Annotated in this window: 23 protein-coding genes, 1 tRNA gene and 1 pseudogene; 11 read left to right on the top strand and 14 right to left on the bottom strand. The window is 62.4% G+C overall.

Going from position 1 to position 24,955, the window contains the following annotated elements:
- Nucleotides 1-47 precede the first annotated feature (47 nt).
- Nucleotides 48-392, bottom strand: coding sequence for a hypothetical protein (locus F5X71_RS20480; RefSeq protein ID WP_167463495.1), 345 nt, complete (start codon nucleotides 390-392; stop codon nucleotides 48-50).
- Nucleotides 393-513: 121 nt separating this feature from the next.
- Nucleotides 514-1,152 carry a DUF6461 domain-containing protein gene (locus F5X71_RS20475; RefSeq protein ID WP_167463494.1) on the bottom strand — a complete coding sequence of 213 codons (639 nt, stop codon included), beginning with the start codon at nucleotides 1,150-1,152 and terminating at the stop codon, nucleotides 514-516.
- Between the two features lie 204 nt (nucleotides 1,153-1,356).
- On the opposite strand from F5X71_RS20475, the gene F5X71_RS20470 reads away from it, so the two are divergent.
- On the top strand, nucleotides 1,357-1,854 hold the full coding sequence (locus tag F5X71_RS20470; RefSeq protein ID WP_238815359.1) for a MarR family winged helix-turn-helix transcriptional regulator: 498 nt from the start codon (nucleotides 1,357-1,359) through the stop codon (nucleotides 1,852-1,854).
- A gap of 123 nt (nucleotides 1,855-1,977) precedes the next feature.
- On the opposite strand, the gene F5X71_RS20465 is transcribed toward F5X71_RS20470, so the two are convergent.
- The 7 genes from F5X71_RS20465 to F5X71_RS20435 all read right to left on the bottom strand — a co-directional run bounded on the left by F5X71_RS20465 (nucleotide 1,978) and on the right by F5X71_RS20435 (nucleotide 10,746).
- Complete coding sequence (locus tag F5X71_RS20465) at nucleotides 1,978-3,102, bottom strand: GGDEF domain-containing protein (RefSeq protein ID WP_167463493.1); 1,125 nt, start codon at nucleotides 3,100-3,102, stop codon at nucleotides 1,978-1,980.
- A 114-nt stretch (nucleotides 3,103-3,216) separates the two neighbouring features.
- Nucleotides 3,217-4,149, bottom strand: coding sequence for an MBL fold metallo-hydrolase (locus F5X71_RS20460; protein ID WP_167463492.1), 933 nt, complete (start codon nucleotides 4,147-4,149; stop codon nucleotides 3,217-3,219).
- Between the two features lie 36 nt (nucleotides 4,150-4,185).
- The gene (locus tag F5X71_RS20455) at nucleotides 4,186-5,100 is read right to left on the bottom strand and encodes a LysR family transcriptional regulator (RefSeq protein WP_167463491.1); all 915 of its coding nucleotides are present in this window, start codon (nucleotides 5,098-5,100) and stop codon (nucleotides 4,186-4,188) included.
- Between the two features lie 1,109 nt (nucleotides 5,101-6,209).
- Complete coding sequence (locus F5X71_RS20450) at nucleotides 6,210-7,808, bottom strand: NCS1 family nucleobase:cation symporter-1 (RefSeq protein ID WP_167463490.1); 1,599 nt, start codon at nucleotides 7,806-7,808, stop codon at nucleotides 6,210-6,212.
- Between the two features lie 255 nt (nucleotides 7,809-8,063).
- Nucleotides 8,064-9,074 (bottom strand): ABC transporter substrate-binding protein, encoded by a 1,011-nt coding sequence (locus F5X71_RS20445; RefSeq protein ID WP_167463489.1) that lies wholly within the window; start codon nucleotides 9,072-9,074, stop codon nucleotides 8,064-8,066.
- The gene (locus tag F5X71_RS20440; protein WP_167463488.1) at nucleotides 9,071-9,949 is read right to left on the bottom strand and encodes an ABC transporter permease; all 879 of its coding nucleotides are present in this window, start codon (nucleotides 9,947-9,949) and stop codon (nucleotides 9,071-9,073) included. Before F5X71_RS20440 ends, F5X71_RS20445 begins: the two co-directional genes overlap by 4 nt.
- Nucleotides 9,946-10,746, bottom strand: coding sequence for an ABC transporter ATP-binding protein (locus tag F5X71_RS20435; RefSeq protein WP_167463487.1), 801 nt, complete (start codon nucleotides 10,744-10,746; stop codon nucleotides 9,946-9,948). The genes F5X71_RS20440 and F5X71_RS20435 overlap by 4 nt, the downstream gene beginning before the upstream one ends.
- Before the next feature lie 372 nt (nucleotides 10,747-11,118).
- Between F5X71_RS20435 and F5X71_RS20430 the strand changes: the two genes are divergently transcribed.
- Complete coding sequence (locus tag F5X71_RS20430) at nucleotides 11,119-12,291, top strand: hypothetical protein (protein WP_167463486.1); 1,173 nt, start codon at nucleotides 11,119-11,121, stop codon at nucleotides 12,289-12,291.
- A 29-nt stretch (nucleotides 12,292-12,320) separates the two neighbouring features.
- Here F5X71_RS20430 and F5X71_RS37490 read toward each other — a convergent pair whose 3' ends face one another.
- Complete coding sequence (locus F5X71_RS37490) at nucleotides 12,321-13,442, bottom strand: helix-turn-helix domain-containing protein (protein ID WP_167463485.1); 1,122 nt, start codon at nucleotides 13,440-13,442, stop codon at nucleotides 12,321-12,323.
- Between the two features lie 168 nt (nucleotides 13,443-13,610).
- Between F5X71_RS37490 and F5X71_RS20420 the strand changes: the two genes are divergently transcribed.
- Genes F5X71_RS20420 through bfr form a run of 3 tightly spaced genes read left to right on the top strand, consistent with a single transcriptional unit; the run spans nucleotide 13,611 to nucleotide 15,910 of the window.
- Nucleotides 13,611-15,122 carry an FAD/NAD(P)-binding protein gene (locus F5X71_RS20420; RefSeq protein ID WP_167463484.1) on the top strand — a complete coding sequence of 504 codons (1,512 nt, stop codon included), beginning with the start codon at nucleotides 13,611-13,613 and terminating at the stop codon, nucleotides 15,120-15,122.
- A gap of 54 nt (nucleotides 15,123-15,176) precedes the next feature.
- Nucleotides 15,177-15,368 carry a (2Fe-2S)-binding protein gene (locus tag F5X71_RS20415; RefSeq protein ID WP_167463483.1) on the top strand — a complete coding sequence of 64 codons (192 nt, stop codon included), beginning with the start codon at nucleotides 15,177-15,179 and terminating at the stop codon, nucleotides 15,366-15,368.
- Nucleotides 15,369-15,427: 59 nt separating this feature from the next.
- On the top strand, nucleotides 15,428-15,910 hold the full coding sequence (bfr, locus tag F5X71_RS20410; RefSeq protein WP_167466597.1) for a bacterioferritin: 483 nt from the start codon (nucleotides 15,428-15,430) through the stop codon (nucleotides 15,908-15,910).
- Nucleotides 15,911-15,969: 59 nt separating this feature from the next.
- Here bfr and F5X71_RS20405 read toward each other — a convergent pair whose 3' ends face one another.
- Nucleotides 15,970-16,329, bottom strand: coding sequence for a winged helix-turn-helix transcriptional regulator (locus F5X71_RS20405; protein WP_167463482.1), 360 nt, complete (start codon nucleotides 16,327-16,329; stop codon nucleotides 15,970-15,972).
- Nucleotides 16,330-16,474: 145 nt separating this feature from the next.
- Between F5X71_RS20405 and F5X71_RS20400 the strand changes: the two genes are divergently transcribed.
- From F5X71_RS20400 to F5X71_RS20390, 3 genes are all read left to right on the top strand, one after another.
- Nucleotides 16,475-17,344, top strand: a complete 870-nt coding sequence (locus tag F5X71_RS20400) for an NAD(P)-dependent oxidoreductase (protein ID WP_167463481.1) — start codon at nucleotides 16,475-16,477, stop codon at nucleotides 17,342-17,344.
- 83 nt (nucleotides 17,345-17,427) lie between these two features.
- Nucleotides 17,428-17,512: transfer RNA gene (locus tag F5X71_RS20395), tRNA-Leu, on the top strand.
- Nucleotides 17,513-17,909: 397 nt separating this feature from the next.
- Nucleotides 17,910-18,188, top strand: a complete 279-nt coding sequence (locus F5X71_RS20390; RefSeq protein WP_167463480.1) for a hypothetical protein — start codon at nucleotides 17,910-17,912, stop codon at nucleotides 18,186-18,188.
- A 24-nt stretch (nucleotides 18,189-18,212) separates the two neighbouring features.
- Here the strand turns inward: F5X71_RS20390 and F5X71_RS37485 are convergent.
- Nucleotides 18,213-18,431: pseudogene (locus F5X71_RS37485) on the bottom strand (recombinase family protein); the annotation flags it as partial.
- A 37-nt stretch (nucleotides 18,432-18,468) separates the two neighbouring features.
- On the opposite strand from F5X71_RS37485, the gene F5X71_RS36660 reads away from it, so the two are divergent.
- Nucleotides 18,469-18,765 carry a transposase gene (locus F5X71_RS36660; protein WP_203218191.1) on the top strand — a complete coding sequence of 99 codons (297 nt, stop codon included), beginning with the start codon at nucleotides 18,469-18,471 and terminating at the stop codon, nucleotides 18,763-18,765.
- A complete protein-coding gene (locus tag F5X71_RS20380; RefSeq protein WP_203218192.1) occupies nucleotides 18,762-19,646 on the top strand; it encodes an IS3 family transposase in 885 nt (294 codons plus the stop codon). The genes F5X71_RS36660 and F5X71_RS20380 overlap by 4 nt, the downstream gene beginning before the upstream one ends.
- On the opposite strand, the gene F5X71_RS20375 is transcribed toward F5X71_RS20380, so the two are convergent.
- On the bottom strand, nucleotides 19,631-20,434 hold the full coding sequence (locus F5X71_RS20375) for a recombinase family protein (protein WP_238815358.1): 804 nt from the start codon (nucleotides 20,432-20,434) through the stop codon (nucleotides 19,631-19,633). The genes F5X71_RS20380 and F5X71_RS20375 overlap by 16 nt on opposite strands.
- 1,424 nt (nucleotides 20,435-21,858) lie before the next feature.
- Here F5X71_RS20375 and F5X71_RS20370 point away from each other — a divergent pair.
- Nucleotides 21,859-22,857, top strand: a complete 999-nt coding sequence (locus tag F5X71_RS20370) for an IS481 family transposase (protein ID WP_167463479.1) — start codon at nucleotides 21,859-21,861, stop codon at nucleotides 22,855-22,857.
- Nucleotides 22,858-23,023: 166 nt separating this feature from the next.
- Here the strand turns inward: F5X71_RS20370 and F5X71_RS20365 are convergent, their stop codons facing one another.
- Entirely contained in the window at nucleotides 23,024-24,889 is a 1,866-nt protein-coding gene (locus tag F5X71_RS20365) for a multicopper oxidase family protein (protein ID WP_167463478.1), read from the bottom strand.
- Nucleotides 24,890-24,955 lie beyond the last annotated feature (66 nt).

The raw sequence follows: 24,955 nt of genomic DNA, 5'->3' as shown, positions 1-24,955 counted from the left end.
AGCGCGGAGCTGATGATGCTGAGCGAGGGCGCCTGGCCTTTGCTCCGCTACGGAGACTCGATCAAAGAAACAAGATCGGTGTAGTGCTCGCTCGTGGCAAGGGTGAGCTTGCCCGGATCCAGCATCCGCACTTCCTGCAGTGCCTTCGGGTCGACGTCCCTGTTCGCGGCGAGCTCCGCAGCAGCATTCAGCTCGGCTTCGAGCGCAATTTCATCCGACTCGTGACAGGCCAGCCACAGCAAAACGGTGACCAACACTTCCGCCTGGCGATCAGAATATCCACGGATCAAGTCGGTCACGCCATCACACGCCCTGGCGCGAACCTCCGCCTTCCGATCCAGCATCTCCCTCAATATTTCCAGGAAATCGTCTGTTCGAATTGACTCACTCATTCTTGACGCCCCTTCTGGATCCAGATCCTAGCCCGAACCTCTCTTCGCCTCGCTGTGCCCGCGGCAAGGTCGCAGATGCTCATCGACATCCTGAATCTCTCGGTCGATCGAGAGGTTGAGATCATCCGAACGACGTGACCAACAAGGGGATTCGGCGCAGCTCGTCCAGGGTGCAGCGCATGCCGGCCAGCGCGCTGACCGCGCGCATGCAGACGGCGAAATCGGCCGCGCCGGGCTCAAGGTAATCGAAATGGACGATACCAGCAGCTTCGAAGGCCGCGCGCAATTCGTCGGGAAGTTCGGCCAGGTCCGTGTCCAGTTCGAGATCGTCGACGTTGATCCAGCTGAGTTGCTCCCCGTCGGCACAGTAGGTCAGGCTCGCGTCGGCGTTGATAGAGAAATAGCTCGTCGCGGCAACCCGCCCGGCGGCAGACAAGCCCGCCGGGTCTTCGGTGGCCCCGAAATCGTCGTAGACGAAGGTCCATTCACCGAACTGTCCGGCCAGCAGCGTCGCGTCGTCACCGCGCTCGGCGCCGAGCGCGGCCGCCGGAAGCGACATCCGCGCATCGGACCTGCGTTCGGGCAGCGTGCACGGCCGCACCAGCCGCGGCTCGGCTCCCAGGGTCCGCAGGGCGTCGGCAGGCCCGAGCCCCTTCACCACATGGACACAATGATTGGGATCCTCATTCGCCAGCCCGCTGATCCACAGCGGCACTCCTTCAGCATCAAGCGTATTCGGCGGAAAGCCGGGCGTCGTCACAGCGGCCGAGTCTAACTCTGGTCGGGGTAATTGTCCGGACCCGATGCCAGGGGGCCGTAACTGTGCGGGTTGGTGAGGGACGGGCCCGTAAGAGCCCGTCGGTGGATTGCGGCTCCGACAGCGATCGCAATCGCGCCTATCCCAGGTTGTGAACATCTGGTAAAGCGCCCCTGGATGCTGCCATTTGGTAATATTGTTCAGGGCATGGCTTTCGAACACGGCGGTTGCGCAGCTCCGGAGCCGCGGTGGCTCAGCCCGGTTGAACAGCGTGCTTGGCGCGCCTTTATGGATGGACATCAGCGTCTCATGGGAGAACTGAATCGGCGCCTGGTGCGTGACAGTAACCTCACTCTCGCGGACTACCGAATTCTCGTCTGGCTGTCAGAGGCTCCTGACCGTTCGATGCGGATGAGTGATCTCGCCGACGGTGTGCTCTCGTCGAGAAGTCGTCTGACACATCAGATTCGGCGTATGGAGAAGCTGCATATGGTGCGCCGGACCAGCTGTGAGGAAGACGGCCGCGGCGTGCGTGCCCATCTCACTGAGGAGGGCATGCGCCGCCTCCGCGAAGCGGCGCGTGACCATGTCAATGCCGTCCGTCGCGACTTCATCGACCTGCTCACCCCTGAACAACTGCAGGTCATTGGTGACGCCTTCGAGCGGGTCGGCAAGGAGATCGATAACCGCGACAGCCGCTATTGAGCAGTAACGCTTCCAAGATCCCGCAGGCCAACTCGCTTCGACATGGCTCGCCGCGACGAACGATTGCCGAGGCATTTCTCACCGATGCCGCCGAAGACGTGATCGCGCCGGCACCGCCGGAGACTACGCAACGACGATTGCCCTGTTGCCTCCGAGACGTTTCGCCGCATACATCGCCTCGTCGGATACGCGCAAGCGTCGGCGGCAGCTCGCAGCATCACCTTGCGCGCCCGTCGGCCCGCCGTCGCAAAACGCGACTCCGATACTGGCTGTGACTGCAACGGGCAGGTCGTCCGTGTTCTCGATGGCCGTGCGTAGGCGCTCTCCCAACGAATCTCCGTTGTCGCCGACGTAGCCGATGATCACGAATTCGTCGCCGCCGGTGCGCGCTACCAACGCGTCGGAGTCTACCGCCGCCCGAAGTCGCCTGGCGGCTTGAATCAGCACTTCGTCGCCCACGGGATGTCCGTAAGCGTCGTTCACAGCTTTGAATCTGTCTATATCCACAGTGGCGAAATAGATCTGTTGGCGGCGCTGACGGCAGGGCACCAACCACCGAGGCCAGCCTCGCTCGCTGCCCAGATACCTGATCAGGTGAAAATCCAGGCCGCGTCGGTTCGTAAGTCCGGTCAGCGGATCCATAAGCGCCTGGTGCCAGAAAAGCCAGCAACAGAACTGCACTATCGGCAGCACAAAGCAAACCACTGCCAGAGAGGCCGATCCGATCGCGAGAACCGCTCCGGCGTCTCTGGATCGGAAATCTCCACGGAATGCCACAAGCATCGACAACGCGCCGATCGACAGCAGGGACCAGCCTGCATGTGCGAACAAAACCCGTGGACCGTGAAAAACTGCGATGTATCCTCCCGTCGCCACCAGGAAAGCATTCCCCGTCGCACCGAGCTCGGCGTCTTGAACCATCACGTTGTGGACCCCGATAGCGACATCCATGAGGACGACCCACGCAAGGGACTCGATTTCACTCGGCCATGGCAGTAGCCACCAGCGCAACACCCAAAGTCCCGACGGGCCAGCGAGAATGCAGATCTGAGCAATGCCTGCCGGGGCGCCTCGACCTGTCGCGACGATCAAGGCGAACCCGGTTGCCGACAACGCCACGATTCCTACCGCTCCGATTGCGGCCTTCAGCCAACCCTGCACCAGATGAACGTCAGTCGTGTGCGTCAGCCGGGAATAGTTCAACCGGTCGCGCCACCATGATAGAAATAATCGATTGCTATTCTTCATATCGTTTCACCACATCTCGGCAGCCTCCGTCACCCGCTACTCGTGCTTGACGAAGATGGTCAAAGAAAGTGCAGAGGCGCTCTCACGCAATGCGGGTAATGCGAGATGCGAGGCCTACGGGCCGCCATGTACGCGGCCGGCTTCACGGCGAGCCGCGCAGTCAAACGAGCTGAACGACGGTGGCAAGAAGATACTGAATTCTTCGAAGTTTGCCGCCCGCACCGGGTCGAGGAAGCAGTCGAACCGATCCTCGAGAGATACCGCACCGGTCAGTAATCTCTCGAAAGCTGCGGCAGCACGCCCCAAGATTTCCGGGTAGGCGCGATATCGTGCCCCATGGGCGCATAGAATCTCGTCTACGCATGGGGAGATATCCGTCGCCAGCATCGCTGTCGTGAGCGCATACGTCTCGATGTCGGCCGTGTCCAGATGGGCATACATGGATCCGGTGCCGATTGTGTCGCCCGAGAAAAGAATTCTATTACTCTCGTCTATCAGGCAGATCGAATCCACTGAATGGCCCGGTGTATAGACCACCCGTAATATCCGGTCGCCAAGGTCGATTTCTTCGCCGTCCCGAAGAAGATGTGTAGGCTCCACGTACGCTATCTCCCAGTGCATCGGGTCGAAATATTCAGGAAATTGACGCATGCGCATCTCCGGGGCGAGAATATTGAACCAGGCCCTATCGATCTCCGCAAACTTCTTATACTGCGCTTGAACGACATCGACAGCGATGAGGTACTGCGACAGCCAATGCTCTGGCGGTCCGGTTCGATGCAGCTCGGTACCGGAGAAGTGGAAGGCCAACTCCGAAAATTCTCGATTGCCTCCTACATGGTCGAAATGATGATGGCTGTTGACAACGAGCACTGGAAGATCGGTGATTGTCTCGATGCATCGCCGTATGCTGGCCACGCCTAGCCCGCTATCGAACAGGACCGCACGACGTGACCCGACTATCAGGTAGCTGTTGACGTGCACAGGTTCGGCAATCAGGTAGATTCCGTCACGCAGTCGCTGGACAGCGAACCAATCCTCAGCCATGTTTTCCGCCTTCATTACCCATAGTGACGAACGGTATTATCGTGCTACCGACGTCGAGCGGTCGGGATAGGCGCAGGAGTCCTTCAGTAGCCCGATCGCGACGAGTTTACGAGCGAGATTCCCATTTCCGGCAATTTCTAGGAACCTGTCCACCAGCGGTGATTCATCTCGTGCCTGTATCGATATCGTCCGGCGAATTGGGATTTCCAATTCGACAGCTGAAATCATCGGCCAAGCACCCCGGAGCGCCATCTTCGGTACCAGCGTTACCCCGATCCCGTGTGCCACTAAACTCAGGGCCGTAGGGACATCTCCCCCCGTAGCGACGTATCGTACCGCCACCCCTGCGCGCCCGGACTCCCTTCTTATTATCTTGTCGATATCCGATTCGGCGCGATATCCCACCCATGCCTCTCGCGCAAGCTCTGGCCACGACCCCTCCAGGCTTGCCGCCCGGTTTCGATGGCAGGCGATAACAAGCTCCTCTTCGCCAATTGTGCGGACATTTCTGCCAGTGGGCGGCGACTCCAGCGGTCCGACGGCGAGATCCACCGCACCGCGATCGAGTGCAGCGCAAAGTGATCGGATATCGGGATAGGACTCGACCGAGACTCTTTTGATCTGCCGCTCTCGGTGCATCCGGTAAACTATTGGAGGGATAAGCTGCGTAGCCAAGGTGGCTGTGGTTCCAACGGTTACTAAATCATCGTGGAATGTCCGGCATATCGATAGCGTTTCGTAGAAAGTGTCGATAACCCTGGAAGCATGCTGAAAGAATATGCTTCCGAATCTGGTCAAAGCGGTTCGGCCCGACGCTCGATCGTATAGCTTCCTGTCCAGTACCGACTCGAGGGAGCCTATCTGCTGTGACATGGCCGACGGGGTGACGCCGAACTTTTTCGCAGCAAGAGTCTTGGAGCCCAGCCGCACTGACCACACAAAGTATTCCATCTGCCTGAGTGTGATCGGATTCGAGGTAAGTGACGCGAGATCGAGCACCAGTGGTTCCCTATTTCTTCATGCGCACTCGCAAATTTATATTGCAGCCCGCGGATGTTTACTCAAGATGCGCTGATGCTATGCAGAGGCAGAGATCGTGTCAATGTATATCACCCTCAGCTCCGGTGATGTATATCACTATGTGTTCGGGCCTCGATGCTACGTATTTCAACTTCTTTACGGTTCATGCACCGAAGTGAGCGTGTCTTATGGCGTTGTCCATTGTTCGGAATTGATGCAAAAATAAATCTGTCCGGTGCTGTACCTCTCGGACCTGCGGAGATCCACTTCAAAGGGTGGATGCAATAGTAATTCATAATTCAACTCACGATGACGCCGCCGAGGGCCCGAGCGGCACGCCCGGCGACTCGATCATGTCTCCCAACGACCTCGGTCATTCGACGATAAGTGCCATCGCGAAGCCGGCTCGATAGGGCGAGCTCGGGCTCGTCGTAGCGGGTCGCGCCACCACGCCGATGCGTGACCCTGTTGAGCGTGCGTCCCACGATGTTGCCCAACACCCCGATCGGGATTGCGGCGGTGGGGCTGCGGTCCCATACCGCACCACGATCGTGTCGAGCACCGCGGGCTGCAGCGGCGCATCCCCGGCTTGCCCCGCGCTCAGCGTCACCGCCAGGCTACGGCGGTTGGCGTAAGCGGTCAGATGCGCTTTCGCGATCAACCGACTCTCGACCAGCCGACCCGCGTGATCCGCGGGCTCATAGCTCATCATCCGGGCCGATCCGCCTGCCCACCACGGAAGCTGTTCGCGCGTTGTTTGCGGGCCGAACATTCGAAACGGACCTTGAAAGGCAGTATCGGAGAACGGTCAGAAGACGTGGAGTGAACGCACTCTGGCCTGCCGCTAGCCATGCGGTTAGGAATGCTTCGACAATGTTCTGCTCAGGACTAGTTCATAGTTGTCAAGGGCCACTACATTATTCGCCGCAGACGGGCCCGCTCCGCACCGGTTCGATGCTCTCCGCAAGAGGTTTGCGCTATCAGACTCATGGAGCGGTGCAGTTGTCGGTCGGACCAACAGGATTCAGGCCCCGGAGTGCTTATTTGCCCGCTCGCCCATTCGCGCGGCGGGCCGGAGCCGAATGTCGACGCCCCGGCCGGGCCAGAAGGAGATAGATCAGCAGGGCAGAGCCGAGACCGACGGCCCAGCCATAGTCGGCGAGGGGCCGCAGGGCGGGTATGAACCCATCTGAGGGGAATGGGCCTTGTGCGACATCGTCAATGATCGTCGAATAGGAGCCGCCGATGGCGAGCAGGCCGCCGAGCGCAAAGGCCAGTGTGGCACGCCAATTCCAGCCGCCCACATACCAATAGCGGCCGCGGCGGCGATACAGGTCGGCGACGACGAGGCGCGTGCGGCGGACGAGCCAGTAGTCAGCGATCAGGACACCCGCGACCGTACCCAGCAGACTGCCGACAACGTGGAGCCAAGTGTAGATGTAGGTATGCGGATCGGCGATGAGTTTCCATGGCATGATCAGCACACCGGCTATAGAGGTTATGAGCGCTCCGGTACGGAAGCCGATGGCCTTCGGCGCCAGGTTGGCGAGGTCGTAGGCCGAACTGATGATATTAGCGGGGATATTCACCGACAGTGTTGCTATCAGCACGACCGTCAAAGCAAACAGGGTGCCGACAGCCGAGTCCATCTTCGCCGATACCTGAACCGGATCCCAGATCGGTTCGCCATATACGACCTGAGTGCCGGAGGTCACCAACACTGCTAGAACCGCGAACAGCGTCATGGTGGTCGGCAGTCCCAACGCCTGCCCGCGCATCTGAGCGCGTTGGCTGTCACCGAACCGCGTGAAGTCGGGCATATTGAGCGACAACGTGGACCACGATCCCACTACAGCCATCAGCGACGGACACAACACTTTCCAGAACTCTCGGCCCCACCCCAGTTCAGACGGTTCACGCACCAGCGGACCGAATCCGCCGGCCCGCACCGCGATCCATATCAGCAACACCGCCGCACCGACGACCACCAGCGGTGCCGCCCAACTTTCGAAACGCCGTAGGGCCTCCATTCCGCGCATTACGATGGCCACCTCGAGCACCCAGAACAGCGCGAAAGACATCCACTGCGTCCACGGGTATCCGCCGAATAGACCAGCGTGTAACCAGCTGTCGCCGAAGAGCTTCCCAGTAAGTACAAAGATCGCCTCGCCGCCGATCCAGGACTGGATGCCGAACCAGGCGCACGCCACCGCCGCGCGAACCAACGCAGGCAGGTTAGCCCCGCGCACCCCGAAACTCGCCCGCGCAAAAACCGGGAATGGGATCCCGTACTTCGTTCCGGCATGCCCAGTAAGCAGCATAGGCACTAAGACAAGAATATTGGCGAATGCGATGGTCCCAACCGCCTGCACCCAGTTCATGCCGACTGCGATCAAGCCGGAGGCCAGCGTCCAAGACGCAACATTGTGAGCCATACCTACCCACAACGCCATGAAGTCGTAGGTGGTCCAGCGTCGTCGTGCGAGTGGGACTGGACGTAGGTCGTCGTTGACGACCGCTGGATCATCGAGAACCGCCCAATCGGCCAGCTCCACGCGACCATCGGATCGCAGAAACTGTTCTGGTTCAGATGATTCGGCTACTTCCCCGGAATCGGTCCGCGAGGTGCTGACGTCCATCGTGTCTGTCCTTCCGCCTAGCTCGGCGCGCAATCACGAACAGCCCGTCTCGTCGGCCGCGCACGACTCGAGATCGCGAATGTGTACTCCAACGCGGGCTCCTTGACAGCGATACATCGGTGCAGGGCTGGAACATCACTGTCAGCGTTGGGGGATCGACCTGTTTCGGCTAGATCGGAGGTCCGACTTCATGCTCGGCTGGTATGCGATCTACGCGTGCGGGTGGTTCGGGCGTGGTCACGTCGCCGTTGAACGTCATCTTCTGGCTGCTTCCCGAGCAAACGAGAAATCCACCAAGGCTTCCGGGCTCAGCGGTGTGTCAATGTGCATGAGTCCGGCCGACCGATACACCTGCTGCTGTCTGTCGAGTTGGTCGAGTAGTGGAGCGAGGTCGGGCAGCCAGCTGTAGGGGGGAGTGGCTCGAAGTACAGCGATGTCCTGACCTGTCGCCTCGGCGAGAATCTGTAAAACCTCTTCAGACTGAGCCCCATCATCTTGGAGGTCCCGGCTGGCGCGAACCAGCGCGTTGAAGAATCGCTGAGACGCAGAACGATGGGCGAACGCGCCGCTGTAGATCACGCCGCTGGCCGATGAGCCCTTCGGCGGAACCGCAAGCGGGTTGGCCACATCCTCGTTCTCCATTCGTGTGGTAAACGGGGCGGCTACGAGTGCAGCATCGACGCTGCCACTGGCCAGCGCAGCCTGCATATCCGGGATGCCCAGGTTCACAATCTGGACATCGTTCAACGATAATCCGGACGACTGCAACATTGTTGCGAGATGGAATCCACCCGCGGACCCCGGCCCGCCCGCGATCGCGACTTTTCTCCCTCGAAGATCGGCGGGCGTGGTCACCACATCGCGCAGCCTCGTAGACGCTTCCAGCGCGCTTGGGGAAGCCGTCGCGTCGCCGGGGGCTATGCCCATGGAGCCGACGACCTTCAGGTCGAGGCCGCTTGCGATCGCACTGAACATGCCGGCTGAGAACCCGGCCACGACGACGTCCACCTTGCCGCTCGCGGCTGGCCCGACCGCGTCCTGACCGGTCTTCACTTTCTGCAAGTCGACGGTGATGCCTTCGGCTTCGAAGTAGCCCTTTGCTCGCGCCACATATAATGGAGCGAAAATAGTCGCCGGTACAACGGCGACGGTGACCCTGTTACCTCCCGTAACTGTGCTTCGGCCTCCGCACGCGGTGAGAATGAGGGATACGCCGAAAATGGATACGACAACAACGTAGAGAGCGCGACGTAGTTGTTCTCTCATAGCGGTGTTTCCTTACTCTCGATCGGATCTGTTTCCACTGACCTGGCGGTGGACGCACGCCGCCACGGCATCGCCAGCCACCCGCCCACCGAGACGATTCCGGTCAGCGTTGCGCCAAGCACCGCAGCGGTCAGCAACCCCACATACATTCGTTCCGGCTGGAACAGCTGCCAGCTGTTCCAAATCAGGTAGCCAACTCCTCCGTCAGAGGCGACGAACTCGACAGCGATCGCGACAACCACGCCGAGCCCAACGGCGACCCGAAGTCCAGTGCAGATCTGGGGCAGGCACGCGGGCATGACAACCAGCCGAAAACGCCGCCACCCCCGCACCCGGTAGCACTCGGCCAACTCCAGCGCGCCAGTGTCGACCTCTCGCATGGCTGCCTGCGCATTGATCTGGGTGACGAAGAAGACCGTGATCGCCACCGCAAGAATTTTCGGAGTATTCCCTAACCCGAATACCAGCAGCAGCAACGGTAATACGGCGATCTTGGGCAAGGCATACAGTGCGGTGAACAACGGCGTGAGCGCGGCACCCAACAGACGCCAGGCCCCCATTCCCAACCCGACCAGGGTGCCGGCCACGGCAGCCGGGACGTAGCCGCTGAGCAACCGGATCACGGTTGCGGACAGATCACCCAGCAACTCGCCAGAGGCGATCATGTCGGTCGCCCGGGCGAGGATACGACTCGGTGGCGGAAAGATCACAGCGTCAATCAGGTCGGCACGCGCGGCCAACTGCCAGGCGGTCAGGGCGAGCGCTGGAGTCAGAAAAGCCAACGTGATCTCGCGGCGGCGAAGCCGGCGCCGACGGCGCGCCTCGGCGAGTATTACCACCTGCGCCGAACCGTCAGATTCCGCGGTCCAGCTCATGACCGTGCAGGCTTCGCGTCGACCTCGCGGCGCAGGAGGTCCCATAGCTGCCCCTTAAGCTCTGCGAACTCCTTCGTGCGCTGCACATCCGGGCAACGGGGCCGTCCGAACGGTACGTCGATCTCTGCGCACACCCGACCGGGTCGTGCCGACATCAGCACCACACGATCGCCGAGCAGCAGTGCCTCCTCCAGCGCATGGGTTACCAGAACAACCGTCTTATTCTCCGCCTCGCATAACGTCAGCAGCTCTTCCTGCATCAACTGACGGGTTTGCGCGTCTAGCGCCCCCAATGGTTCGTCCATCAATAGGCACGGCGACCCCGTCGCGAATGCGCGTGCGATTCCCACACGTTGTCGCATTCCACCCGACAACTGATATGGATAGGCGTCCTCGAAGCCGGACAACGCAGTGCGTGCGATCCATTCCCGGGCTATATCTAGACGTTCGTTCCTGCCATACCTCGTGGACAGCCCGAATAGTACGTTCTCGAGTACGGTGAGCCAGGGGAGCACCCCCGAGGTCTGGAACACGAACGCAGTGGCAGGTCGATCGCTCTCGTCGCCTTGCCGGACCACCGTCCCCGAACTCGGCCTGTCCAGACCGCCGAAGATCCGAAGCAACGTCGACTTACCACAGCCGGAAGGACCGACGACGGCGGTGACAGTGCCCCTTTCTATGCTCAGCGACACCGCCCGCAGCGCCCACAGCGGCCTTTCGCCGCAGAAGAACAGCTTCGAAACCTGGTCGACCGCGAACGCGTTTCCCGCCTCAACGGCCACACTGTCGTGGTGCATCCACTCTCCTAAACGAGCCGTTTCGCCCTGGCGACCGCACATTTTTCCGAGCATGCGAACCAGTCAGGACTGTTGCGAAGGGATCCTTCTTTGTTCATTCACTGAACGAATCGCTGGTGTTGCAAGCGTTTCGTCCGGTCTGCGTTAATATCCCGACTGAGTACCGAAGATTCGATTACGGCGAATCATTCGCATACTGCCGGTATCCCCGGCGGGCGATACAACGTATCTCCTGTAACTATCGAACGTCATCGGACCGTGAACATATCTTCGCCAAGGAGAATAGGGCTCGGTTTCGCGTATCAGCAACTCTTGGGCGGGATAATTCAGCTCGGGCTACAGGCGGTTAACCCTGATCTTTCGCCGAGATCGGTGGCTGCCGAGGCGCACGTCCAGTTCGTCTCCGCGGACGAGTCCACGTTCCGGAAGACGCTGCTCGGCGGCGATAACATGGTGCCACGCACGTTGATTCGTGATCTGGCCGCGACCGTCGCGAGCCGGAACACCCGCTTCGAGTGGCTCAACGGTGACGAAGCGCCGGTCGCGGAATCCATTGTCGCCGAATCCCTTTTCGGCGCTACTGAACTGCGGCAGGATGAGCGCGGCAAGGTGCTGGGCCGACCCTTCAAGGATTGGATGACTTTCCTGGATCCGGATCAGATCGGTTTGGTGAACATCAATTTCACGGGACCGGCCCGGTTCAGCGGACCGGCAGGCACGGGGAAGACGGTGGTGGCCCTGCACCGAATGGCGAGATTCCTCAAGGAGAGCCTCGGCCGGGTGATGTTCACCAGCTTCGTGAAAACGCTATCCAAATACCATGAGTCAGCCTTTCAGCGACTTGCCCTCATGCAGCTGATGCTGGTCCACCAGATCGCCGGCGGCGGGCAGAATGCTCAGCTCCTACTCGTCGGTGATGGCCAGCAGCAGGTGTACGCCGGCGGCTGGAAGCTGTCCGACGCCGGTATTCCACTGCCCGGTGGGCGAGGGCGAGTTCTGCGGAAGAACTACCGAAATCGCGAAGCCGTCCTGCGTTCGGCGCAACGTATCGAGGCCGCCAACACCGTCGACGACCTCGATGGCGGTCCCGGATTCGTCCTCCGTGACAGCGAGACCGTACTTCCGGGCGGTCGAGCGGTCGAGAAGGCGGTGCGGCGCGCCAAGGCGGTCGACGAGCTCGTCCGCGCGCTCGACGAATTCGGCTACGCCGCTTCCGATACCGCCGTGATCGTGGGCAGTCGGCGAGACCCGGCCGTTACCAGCACGCTCTCGAACGTGCCGGTCTGGCGGTACTGTCACTCGACGGTTATGGCGGCACCCAGCACGAGGCCATCAAGGTCGGCACGGTCCACCGAGCCAAGGGAATGGACTTCGCTGCCGACTTCCACATTACCGAGAAGCCGGGCGCTCCGCTCAACGAACTCATTGGCGGCGCCCGCGACCGTGCCGACTCGCCGCCCGCCAGACCATGGTGGCGCTGACCCGAGCCCGACACTTCGTCTGGGTAGGGGTGATTCAGGACTGACCGGCTCTTGTCTGTTCTGAACGGCAATATCGAGGTGGGGCCACCGGATCTAAGCAAGCTTTTCCCCGTCGAACACCCGCACCGTCTGAGCGCCCGCCAGCGGCTCGTAGTGGTCGGTGAACAACTTGGCGATCAGTTCGCCGCGGCTGGTGACGCCGACCTTGTCGAAGATCGCTTTCACGTGGTCGCGCACGGTGTGGGTGGACAGGAACAGGGTGGCGGCGATTTCGCTGGTCGATCGGCCGCGGGCGATGAGTTCGGTGACGTCTAGTTCGCGGCGGGTCAGTTCGTAGGCGGCTACCACCAGTGACGCTACCTCGGCGGGGGTGGCGGGTTCGATCACGAGTGCGGTCATGCCCGGTGCGCCGGTGAGGTCGCGGAGGCAGGAGGCGTGGCAGACCAGCCAGCGTCCGGTGGTGGTGCGGATGCGGATGCGGGAGTTCTCGCCGGTGCTGCGGGCGCGCCCCGCGGTGCTGAGAATCCAGACGGGTAGCGGTATTTCGATGCCGTTCGGGGTGGTGGTCGCGGGGCCCGGCGGCATCTCGGAGAGCAGGTGCTGTGCTTCGTCGTTGATCGAGACGAGACCGCCTTGCTGGTCGAACAGCAGCATGCCCGGTGCTTCGCCCCCGCTGCCTGTTGCGGTGGCGGCGAGCGGTTGGGCAAAACTGCGCAGTCGCCGTGCCATCGGGGAGGACAGACTGCTCACCAGTGCTACGTCTTTGTCCTGGAATGGTTTTCGACCGCGCTCGCGGAACAGGCTCAGTTGTCCCCACGGCTGCCCGTCGACCCGCAGCACCGCCCGCAGCTCATCGTCGAACCCGCGCGGACACATGAAGTTTCGATACAGCGGGCTCATGCCCGGTTCGTCGCCGGTCGCCGCGCGCAGACCGGCGACCGGGACCGGCGCCTGCGCCAGTTCGCGGAACAGGTTGACGTGTTCGGAGAAAAGCTCTGACTCCCAATAGGTTCCGCATCCGCCCTCGTGCAGGTTCTCCACGCGCACCGGTGCGGTGGTGAGCCCGTTGATCGGATCGGTCGCCACCCACACTGCCGCGTCGAACGGCGCGATCCGGCGCAGTCGCGCCGAGGTTTGCGCGAACAGCTCGTGCGCGTCGGCGGCCTCTTCGATTCCGGCCAGCAGCAGACGCATCCCGAGCGACGACACATTCATGCCCGCAACCTTGCCGCGTCGAGCACCCGCGCCACCATCCCTCATATGAGGGGTAACTGTTCGCGGCACGGGAAATTCCCCGGCGCGAGAACCCCGCAAACGGGGGATGTCCCTGGTGAGCAGCCTCAGGTGAGGTTGGTCGGGTCTCAGCTATCGGAAGGAAACAGCATGGATCTCGGCATCATCGGGGCGGGCGCGGCGGCCGTCGGACTGCTCGACGCGCTCGCGGAAACACCGGGTACGCCCGGCCGGATCACGGTGTTCGATGGCTCGGCCGCGGTGTGGCGCGGCAGGGCGTATCAGGCCGACATCGAGGCGGTCCGGGTGAACGCCCCGCCGGCGCTGATGTCGGTGCGCGCCAACGACCGCGCGCATTACGAACGGTGGCTGCAGAACCGCCCCGACGCGTCCCGGTATCTCGATGAGGGGCTCGGGCAGCCGCTGGTCCCGCGCGGCGTGTACGGGGAGTATCTGGAGCAGACCGCCAGGACCGCGATCGACCGGCTGCGCCGCCTCGGCTGGCAGGTCAGCGTGGTGAACTCACGGGTGGTCGGGTTCTCCCGCGCCGACGGCCACGCGGTATTGCACACCGCCGCCGACGGCGATCACAGGGTGGACCGCGCGGTGCTCAGTGTCGGAAGTGGCCGTCCCCGCGACCATTATGGCCTGACCGGTGCGCCGGGGTACGTCAACGAGCCATATCCGATGGGCGACAGCGTTTCCGGGATACCGGCCGATGCGCACGTCGCGGTCATCGGCAGCGGATTGACGGCCGTCGACACTGCGGTGGCCCTCGCGGCCAACGGTCATACCGGCCCGATCAGCCTGCTTTCCCGCACCGGCATGCTCCCGTTCGTCCAGCAGCGGCCGCTACCGCTCGCGCCGCAACACCTCACCGCGGCGAACGGAGCGCGGATGGCCGCGGCCGGCGTGGTGTCACTGCGTGAGTTGGCCGACCTCATGCGGGCCGAACTAGCCGATCTGGGACAGGATTTCGATTCGTTCGCCGCGGAGATCCGCGGCACCGAGGACCCCGTCACCCGGTTGCGCCGCCAGTTGACCGAGCTCGACAGCCCGCACCTGGGCCGCCGGCTGCTCACCATGGCGATCCGGCTGCTCGGTCCGATCGTCTGGCCCGTGCTGGCAGAGCCGGATCGGACCATGCTGCGCACCGAATACTTCCGCACCATCAGCAGTCTGAGCTCACCGATGGTGCCGCACAACGCGAAAATCGTGCTGCGGCTGATCGATTCGGGCCAGCTGAAGCTTCGCGCCGGACTCGGCAAGATCGAGGCGCGCGCAGGCGGCGGCTTCACCGTGCACGACGGCGCCGAATGGCACGCGGACGCCGTGTTCAACGCCGTCAACCCGCCTGCCTACACCACACCGCAGGAGACCGAACCACTGATCAGCGCGCTATTGGCCGGTGGCGCAGCCGAATCGGCTGTCGCCGGGGGAGTGCGTGCGGAATCCGGTACCCGACGCCTGCTCGTCGCGGGCCGCCCCGACCCGACCTGGCACGTCCTGGGCAACCTGGCCGCCGACTCGATGTTCATCGCCACCAATCCGCCGGGCCTCGCCGTGGAAGCCGCAGGGCTCGCCCGGCACTTGGTGGCGTCCGCGTCACAGGATGGGCCGGCAACTGGACCTTGCGGACAAAAAGTGTTACCAATTAGGTGAGGCTTAGTTAGGTTAGCCTCGCTTACTAGCTGGAGCCTACCCGCGAGGTCGACCGTGTACGTCTGTATCTGCAACGCCGTCTCCGAGGCGGACGTGCACAGCTGCGTCGCTGCTGGTGCTGTGACCGTAAAGCAGGTGAAAGCGGTCTGCGGCTGGAAGCCCGGCTGCGGCAGCTGCACTCGACGACTCGTCGATGCGATCGGACAGGCTCGCACGAACGGTTCGGCCGAGGCGCCCGCCGCCTGAACGAGATAGGCAATCCTTCCTGGACGTCCCAGGTGTGACGTGTGACACCATCCGTGGCCATGGAAGGCGACAAGGACATCATCAATGTGCTCAACGAGCAACTGACCGCCGAACTCACCGCGATCAACCAGTACTTCCTACACGCCAAAATGCAGGAGAACTGGGGTTTCACCAAGCTCGCCAAGCACACCCGCTACGAGTCCATCGATGAGATGAAGCACGCGGAAATCCTCACCGACCGCATTCTCTTCCTCGATGGCCTGCCCAACTATCAGAAGCTGAATCCGCTGCGCATCGGCCAGACCGTGCCGGAACAAATGAAGGCCGACCTGCAGATCGAGCTCGAAGCCGTCGCGCGGCTGCGCGGCGGCATCGAGCTGATGCGCTCCCGCGGCGACGTGACCTCCGCGCGCATCTTCGAGGCGATCCTCGAGGACGAAGAGCACCACGTCGACTATCTCGAAACCGAACTCGCCCTGCTGCAGACGCTCGGCGAGCAGCTGTATCTGCAGCGCTACACCGACATTCCGGAAGGAGACTGACCCCGTAGCGCGGTAGTTGAATGACGTTGCCCTGCCGAGGGTTTCATCGGCACCCTCGGTCAGGCACGCACCGGATGCACGCGCTCCGCCCCGATCCGATCGATCCGCTGCTTACCCCATTCGCCGAGCGGCTCGAGTGCGCGGTTGAGCGCCGCACCGAGCTCCGTGAGCCGATATTCGACACGCGGGGGCACTTCGCGATAGACCTCGCGACTCACGATCGCGTCCTGTTCCAGCTCGCGCAGCTGCTGGATCAACATCTTCTCCGAGACCCCGGGCAGCCCGCGGCGCAGTTCGCCGAAGCGCCGGACCTCGTGGTTCTCCAACTCCCACAGGATCAGCGACTTCCATTTGCCGCCGACCACGTCCATCGCGGCGTCGATGCCGCAGAAGTATGGCCCCGACCTCTTCTCGCCCATCGTCCGACCTCGCTACCTGTTCACATACCGAATGGTAAGTACCTGACAAAATAGTAGGTACTTGTCGCTATCGCAGGCAACGAGCAACCTTGGTTTCGGCGCGCTGACCACTCAGTTCACGAACTTCCAAGGAGTTGACCCCGCAATGGCGGAACCCACGAACACCCCCGTGACAGTCCTCGGCCTCGGCGCGATGGGCCAGGCCCTGGCCGCCGCCCTGCGCAAGGGTGACCGGCCCACCGTGGTGTGGAATCGGACCCCCGGCAAGGACGCCGACCTCGTCGCCGCGGGCGCCGAACGCGCCGCCACCGTCGCCGAAGCGATCGAAACCGAAGGCCCGATCATCGCAGTCTTGCTCGACCACGCCTCCGTGCACGAAACCCTCGACCCCGTCGCCGCCGAACTCCACGGCAAACAACTCATCAATCTGACCAGCACCGCCCCCGACGAGGCTCGCGAACTGGCCGCATGGGCCGCCGAACACGGCATCGACTACCTCGACGGCGGCATCATGGCCGTGCCCCAGATGATCGGCCTGCCTGGCGCGTCCATCCTCTACAGCGGCTCCCGCACCGTCTACGATGCCAACCTCACCACCCTCCAATTGTTCGCCACCGCAGAATATTTCGGTGCCGACGCCGGCCTCGCCTCGACCTACGACTTCGCCCTGCTCGCCGGCATGTACACCATGTTCGGCGGCTTCCTGCACGGCGCGGCCATGATGCGATCCGTCGGCGTCTCCGCGACAGACTTCGCCGACCGCGCCGCGCGCTGGGTCAGCGCCATGACCCAATCCCTGCCCGCCTTCGGCGCCCTCATCGACGCGGGCGACTACACCGACCCCACCCAAACCATCTCCTTCCACAAGGCCGCCATCGACGCCATCACCCGAGCCACCCGCGACGCCGGCGTCACCACCGACTTCATCGCACCCCTCAAAACCCTTATCGACCGCCAAGTGGCCGACGGCCACGGCGCCGCCGACCTGGCCCGCACCGTAAAAGAGCTCCACTGACCCCAAACCCCGCCTAAAACGCGAGGTAGAACCGCGATTTGGTACCACGCACCCACATCCGATAATCTTCTTGAGCACCACCGGTCCGGGTGGCGGAATGGCAGACGCGCTAGCTTGAGGTGCTAGTGCCCTTTATCGGGCGTGGGGGTTCAAGTCCCCCTCCGGACACGACCATTACGCACACGGGTGGTGGTGGCTGAACTTCAGCCACCACCACCCGTGTTTCGTGGTTGTAGGTCATCTTGAGGCCCAGTTGTCGGTAGACCTCGAGTTTGTCGGCCGGGTCGGCGGCGCGCAGGATCTTGATGAGGCCGCCGAAGGACTTGACTAGTTGGCGAATCTCATTGCGGCTCAATGTAGGACGGGCCTTGGCTTCTGCCTCCATCGCTGTGAGCTGTGCGGCAGCCGCCTCCCGTTCGGATTGGGCTTGTCGGGTCCAGGTCGCGATCAGTTGAGGGTCGGTGTCAGCCTCGAGCGCGGCGCGGTAGCTGGTGAGTTTGCGGTCGTAGTCGGTCAGTGACTGCCGGATAGCGCGGATGGAGGCGTCTGCCGCGCTGCTGGTGGGGTGAGCGCTTTCGAGCATGGTGAGGGATTGCTCGATCTGATCGCGGCGAAAGACTTGGGCGAGCCAGGTGTCGATCGGGTCGATGATTTGTTCTTCGCGGAGGTAAACCACTGTCGGGTGGTCGATCTTGTTGGCGATGGCGTACTCGGCGGGGAAGCGGCATCGGTAGTGGGCTTTGTCGTGGTTCCAGTTGCCTTGCATCCGGCGTCCGCATTTTTCGTGGATCAGCAGTCCTTTGAAGGCGTAGGGGTGCTGAATGCGTACCTTGCTGCGGACTGATCGTTGGTTTCGGGCGGCGAGTCGTAGTTGGGCTTGTTCGAAGGTCTCTGTGCTGATTAGCGCATCGTGTGAGGGTTGGTCGGAGCGGACCCAATCTTTGGTGGGGTTCCAGGTGAGTCGGGTTTGATGACCGAGGGCGACGTCGTTGACGTCGATGAGGGATTCTTGTTTGCGCTGTTTGTTCCACACTTCGTGCCCGGTGTAGCGCGCATTGGTGTGGAGCGTTCCCGGTTCGGTGGACACGGAGGAGATAGCCGCCTGGTAGCACGGGAGTTTGGTGTTGGGTTCGACGCGGCGTAGTTTCACCGAGGAGTACAAGGCCCAGGCGGTAGGTTTCGTCCTGGATCAGGGTCGGCCGGTGGCCGAGGTGGCGCGCAATATCGGCGTGCACGAGATGACGTTGAGGAAATGGGTGAAGAGGGCGAAGGAATCCGGGGTTTCCGGTGACCGGGAGAAGGGACTGACCGACTCGGAACAGGCCGAGTTGGAACGGTTGCGTGCGGAGAACGCGGAGTTGAAGATGCAGGTCGCGTTCGCAAAAAAAGTTGCGACCTGGTTCGCGAAAGACCAGCGGTGAAATTCGCCGCGATCGCGGACTGGGCTGCGTCGGGGGAATTCGACATCGAGTTCATGTGCCGGGAACTGGACGTGTCTCGGTCGGGCTACTACAAGTGGAAAGGCCGCGGTCGCAGCGACCGGGAGCGCGACGATCGCATGCTGACGCTGCTGATCGAGGCGATCCACGCGAAACTGCGTGGCAATCCGGGTGTTCGGCGTGTGCACGCGGCGCTGGCGGCGGCCGGGCGGCGGGTCTCGCGTAAGCGGGTGTGGCGGTTGATGCGGGCGGCCGGTCTGCAAGGCCGGTTTCCGAAACCGTTCCGGCGCACCACGATCCGGGGATCCAAGCCGGTGGACGCCGCGGATCGGATCGGGCGTGATTTCACTGCCGCGCAGCCGAACCAACGCTGGTGCGGTGACATCACCTACGTCAAGACCTGGACCGGGTGGGCGTATCTGGCCACCGTGATCGATCTGCACGATCGGGCCGTGGTCGGCTGGGCGATCGCTGATCACATGCGCACGTCGCTGGTCACCGACGCCCTCGATATGGCCATCGCGCGCCGACGCCCGGCGAAAGGTGTTGTTTTCCATAGCGATCGCGGAACCCAGTACACCTCGAAGGAATTCGCGAAATATTGTGCAAAGAATGGTGTCCTACGGTCCCTCGGCCGGACGGGATCGTGCTTCGACAACGCGGTCGCGGAATCGTTCTTCGCGACCTACAAAAAGGAGCTGGTACACGCTCGTCCGTGGCCGACGGTGAAGTCGCTGCAGAAGGAGACGTTCGACTGGATTGAGTTCTACTACAACACCGTTCGTCCGCATTCGGCGCTCGGCTATTTGACACCACGGCAATACGAGTTAGGGTACAGAGAAATCAGTCAGATCGCGGCTTGATCCCGAGTCCACAAAACCGGGAACACTCCAGTGAGTATCACGCGTACAGCGCTTTTGGACCACGCGATCCCAGAACGGTGCTGGTTGCGTTTGCGGTCGTAAGCCGAGGGGCAGGGGATGTCATCGGCGGTGAGGCGTTGAGCGATCGCGAAGATGCCGAATCCGTTGAGGTAGTCACGGAAGATCCGCTGAACGACTGGCGCTGTGGTCGGGTCGGGTTCGAGGATGTGGAGGCGTTTGCCGTCGGCGGCTTTGCTGGGGTTGGGGTGTGGGCCGGCGTCAGCAAGCCGGTATCCGTAGGGTGGTCGGCCGCCGAGGTAGCGGCCTTCGACTTGGGCTTGGGCGGCCATGGCGGCGCGGACGCGGATTTTGATGCGGTTGCGTTCGCCTTTGGACATGCCGCCGAAGACCGACATGATCAGATCGTGTGCTTCGGACTCGGGGTCGATGGGGCCGCCGACTTCGGGGACCCACAGTGCCACGCCGTAGTGGACGAAGACGGGGAAGGTGAGCCCGAATTGGTTGCCGTAGAAGGCGCGTTGGGGTTCGCCGATGACGACCGCGTCGAACCCGCGGTCGGGGCGTGCGAGCATGTCGAGCAACCGTGCGGCTTGCGGGCGGCGCTTCCACGGGATCGACCGGGACTGTCCGACATCGAAGAACTCGGCGACGATGTGTCCGTGATGGTCGATAAGAGCCTTGGCCCGGCCGAGCTGCCAGTTGCGCGAGGCGTTGGGGTCCTGTTGATCTTCGGTCGATACCCGTCCTGCGAATGCGAATCGGATCATTGCTACGCCGCCTTCCGGTTCTCGGGGACGTGCCCGATACATGCGTTCGGCCAGGCCCCGTCGCAGCGCGAGCAGTTTGCTGCGCGCTCGAGTCTGTAGTGTCGGGCAGAGATTCGAGATCGATGCGTTGAGCTCGATCGATCCTATTCGTTGTGCCGCCGCGGGCGCGGGCGTGGCGGAGGATCAGCTGCATGAGTGCCTTGGCTGCCGTTGAATCCAGCACAGGCGCGCTGTCTGGGCAGACGACTGTGACGTCGTCATTACTCTTGTCGGATCCGCCTGCAGCGCCTCGGCGCTCGCCGCCGCTCACGATCGATCCAGATCAAGAGTCCGCCGCCGCTTGCTGCGATACTGCAATTCGTACCTGCGCGAACCTTTTACGAGCTTCGGCGGTAGCGGACGGTCGGGCAAATGAAGGGAAACCGGAGGCATGGCAAGTCACTCTCTGACCCGTCCCGCTGATTCCCATCCACCCTCCATGAAACCTGATCTTCGCCCTCGTGTCCATTGCCTACTCGCGTGCGGCAAATCATTGAACATCCACCCCGGTCGAACCAGCAGTTGAGCCTGGTCACCTGACAGCGGTTCGTGGTCTTTATGTCCGGTTTGACTGGAGCCCGCTGAGCAGGTCCAGCGGTTGTGAGGTTCTGATGTACCACAATGGGTGCGGAAGGAGACGATCACGCCATGGCACGACGTCTGCATACGCCCCGAGCAGATCATCCAGCACAAGCTCAGTTCGCGGCGCAGTTGGCCGGCGACGCCGGTATGGGCCACCTGGTCTCGACCACGGTCGGGGATTTTACAGCCACCCCACGCCAGGAAGGTTCGACACGGCGGTATCCAACGAAGCCTTCGTCCACATGGACCGACACGCAGCTTTCGCCAATGCATCACGAAGCCTGCCGATAGGAGGCTACCTGTGTCTCGAGGACGTCCTACTGATCAAGCCCGAGGGCAAAGCACCCGCAGATCGGTACTGGACAATCAACATCGGTCCGCTAGCCGAATAGATCGCGGCCGCGGAGGCCAGCGGATTCATCCTGGACCGCAATGTCGACATCACCGCCGAAGGTCTCGACTACTGGTTGTGGAGTATCGCATGGGCAGATTCGCAACTAGCACAACTCGAATCCGAGGACGCACTCACCCAAGCAGCCGAACTGAGGCTGCTTCGGTCGATCCGAGAACACGCACGTATGCGTCGATGTATTGCCAATAATGTCTACGAGTTCTGCACTCTACGGGTCCGCGAGGCGCAGGACCTGCCGAACGTTCGCCGTTGACATCCGCTTGCTCCTAGCTGTTGTGGGTCGTGACGTTGGTGACGCGGGGCGTGGGGTGGGCTGAAAGGGGGCGGTTCTTCCGGCGGCAGGATGTGAAGCGCCAACTCACACATCCGCCACGCGACCGAAAGAACCGCCGTGTCTCACCGTAATGCCCCGTTGACTGTCGAGGGCCGCCACCGGCTCGTGGACCGCTGCCGGACCCGCCCGATCGCCCATGTCGCCGCCGAGATGGGCATCTCCCGCCGATGTGCGTCGAAGTGGGTCAACAGATTTCGTCAGCACGGCGAGCTCGGGCTCCTCGACCGGTCCAGCGCCCCGCATCTGTCACCATCGGCCACGCCAGTGCAGGTGGTGGCCCGGATCGAACTGTTGCGCCGGACCAGGAAATGGTCCGCTCGCCGGATCTCACTTGAACTGGCAGCCGAAGGCACCCGGATCTCGGTGCGGACCGTGGGCCGGCACCTGGTCCGGCTCGGGCTGAACCGACGCCGGTTTCTGGACCCCAACGGTGAACCGAACCGGGCCCCGCGCCGGATCATCGCCCGCCGACCAGGCCATATGGTCCACATCGATATCAAGAAGGTCGGAAAGATCCCCGACGGCGGCGGCTGGCGCATCCACGGTCGAGGATCGGCCCAGGACAAAGCCGCCCGCGCGGCGAACAAACGTTGCAGGCCCGGTTACGTGTTCCTTCACACCGCTGTCGACGGCTACTCGAGGCTGGCCTACACAGAAGCCTTGCCGGACGAGAAAGCAGTCACGGCAATCGGTTTCGTGTTCCGGGCCCGGGCATTTTTCGCCGCTCACGGCATCACCAGCATCGAACGGATCGTCACCGACAACGGTGCCTGCTACAAAGCCCGCGACTTCGCGAAGGTGCTCCTCGGTGCCCGCCATCAGCGGATCACGCCCTACACACCGCGGCACAACGGCAAGGTCGAGCGTTACAACCGGATCCTGGCCGAGGAATTCCTCTACGCCCGCGAGTGGACTTCAGATCTGCAGCGCCAGCAGGCGCTGCAGATCTGGAACATCCACTACAACTATCATCGACCACACTCGGCCGCTGGAAACCGGCCACCAGCGAGCCGCCTCCGAACCGGCGTCACCAACGTCATGGCCTCATACACCTAGACGCCCCGAAATTCTACGCGACGCCATCGGCCCAGAAGACTCCATTCCCGCGGCACCGACGCTGACCTTCCTGTGGCCTGCAGCGATTACCTGGAACAGTACCGAGACGGTCTTCGAGCTCCCTGTCGGCGTCGCTACGAGGCGCCGTGGTGCAAGCGTCTCGATGTCAGTCGTTGGTGACTCGGAAAGGCAGCATCATGTCGTGGTCTTCGTGATCGAGGTTGTGGCAATGCCAGACATACCCACGTATCAATTTGCCTGGTGATCGATGATGATGCGGTGTCGGGTGGCGGATATGTTCCATTGTGTGCTTGCTGAATTCAATGTCGGCGGTCGCAAGGAACGGCGCGTCCGGATCGAATCCCAGCTCTTCGGCACTGGGCCAATACACCAGAATGCGTGTGATTGTGTCAGTGGGCACCCATACCGTGTCCTTCCAGCCCTCCTCCCACGGTGCCGGTGGTTGTTGCGGAGCCACGACGAATCTGTCGGCGGATGGGTTCCACCGCTTGCCGAACGCGGGCAGCGGCAGGTGTGCACCCAAATAGGCCGCAGCCCAAAATTGTTGCCTGCCGATGATCCGAAACCGTGCCAGATGCAGGTGGACGGGATGTCCGATGGAGGTAACGTTGACGATATCCCATTGCTCGACAGTCCCTGGCCGGATCATCTCCACGTCGTCGGTAGTGAACGGCAGATTGTTCTGACTCAGCATCGCTGGGATCACCGCGCCGGGTCGTGCGGTATCGAGATGGCTCAACAAGGTCATAGTCCGCACCCGATCAGGCGTGCGCAGTCCCGGCAGTCGAGGCGGCAATCCCGCAGCGCCACGGAGCAGCTTGGGCACTGGTCCGGCATGGCCCCTGCTCGAGTCTGCGACGAATCGCATGATCGTCGGCAATGCAGGCACCAAGAAGACGGCATCACCGAAGGAGTTGGCTTCGTCATTGCACAGGTCAACCGACTCTCCGGGCCGCAGATCGCCGAAATCGACCAGGATATCGGCACGCTCGCCTACCCCCAGGCGAATCGACTTCGTCGGCACCGGAGCATCCAGCAATCCCTGGTCACCGCCGACTACCCAGAACCGCATCCCGTTACTGAAGTGGAAACGGTACGTGCGCGAGTTGGAAGCCTGCACGATCCGGAACCGGTACAGACCCCGTGCGACCTTCATCATCGGCCACACGATGCCGTTTACACACGCCACGTCGCCGAACATCGCCGCTTGGTTGTAGCCCTGGGGCAGTAGGAAAGTCGAGCGGGCTTGCAATGTACCATCAGGATTGAATGTTCGATCCTGTATCACTAGAGGCACTTCGAACTCGCCCGCGGGTAGCCCGAGTGGATTGCCAAACCTTCCGGTATCCCATCGATCTCGAATCAGGTAGGCGCCGGCGAGTCCTGCGTAGACGTTGAGTCTGGTCATACCCATCGCGTGATCGTGATACCACAATGTCGCGGCTTCTTGCCGATTGCCGTACGTGTTTTTCTGAGTTCCGCCATTGCGCCAGTCCACCAACGGATGACCGTCAGAAGCTGGTTCTGTCGGCGCACCGTGGAGATGCACCGTCATCCGAGGGTTGGTCCGATCGTGCTCGGTGGCGTGCTGCATCGTGGTGTCGACATCGGCCGCGAGCGGGTGCGGACCGATCTCATTGGAGAAACTCAACGAAGCCTCTTCACCGGCGATCGCCTCCAGAACCGGACCGAGGTAATCCCGCCCATAACCAAGAGTGCGTGCCGGCGCCAACTCGATGTGGAAGCGGTGCAGCCCGGATTGCACCGCCAACGCTCCGTCGGCGGCGATGGATTCCGGAACCGGGAGCGAGTCGAGAAAAGGTTGTAGCGGCGGTGTGCGCAGTCCGATCGCACTGACCGGCGGTGGCGGCAGACCAGGCAACGGGAACGGCCCCGGCGGAAGCGGAATGACGTCGGCGGCGGCGACCAGGCCGTAGCCGCAGCCATTATGGAACAGCCCGCCGCTGATCGCCCCCGCGAGCAGGCGCAGCGCCTCCCTTCGAGCGGTCATGAGAACACCTTCCTGCGCACATTGATGGGACCAACACGGTGACGAGAAGTGGTGAGGCGCTTACTC

The organism is Nocardia brasiliensis, assembly GCF_011801125.1.
Classification (GTDB): domain Bacteria; phylum Actinomycetota; class Actinomycetes; order Mycobacteriales; family Mycobacteriaceae; genus Nocardia; species Nocardia brasiliensis_C.
Note: the sequence above shows the minus strand (reverse complement) of the source record. Positions and strands in the feature narration are given on the sequence as shown.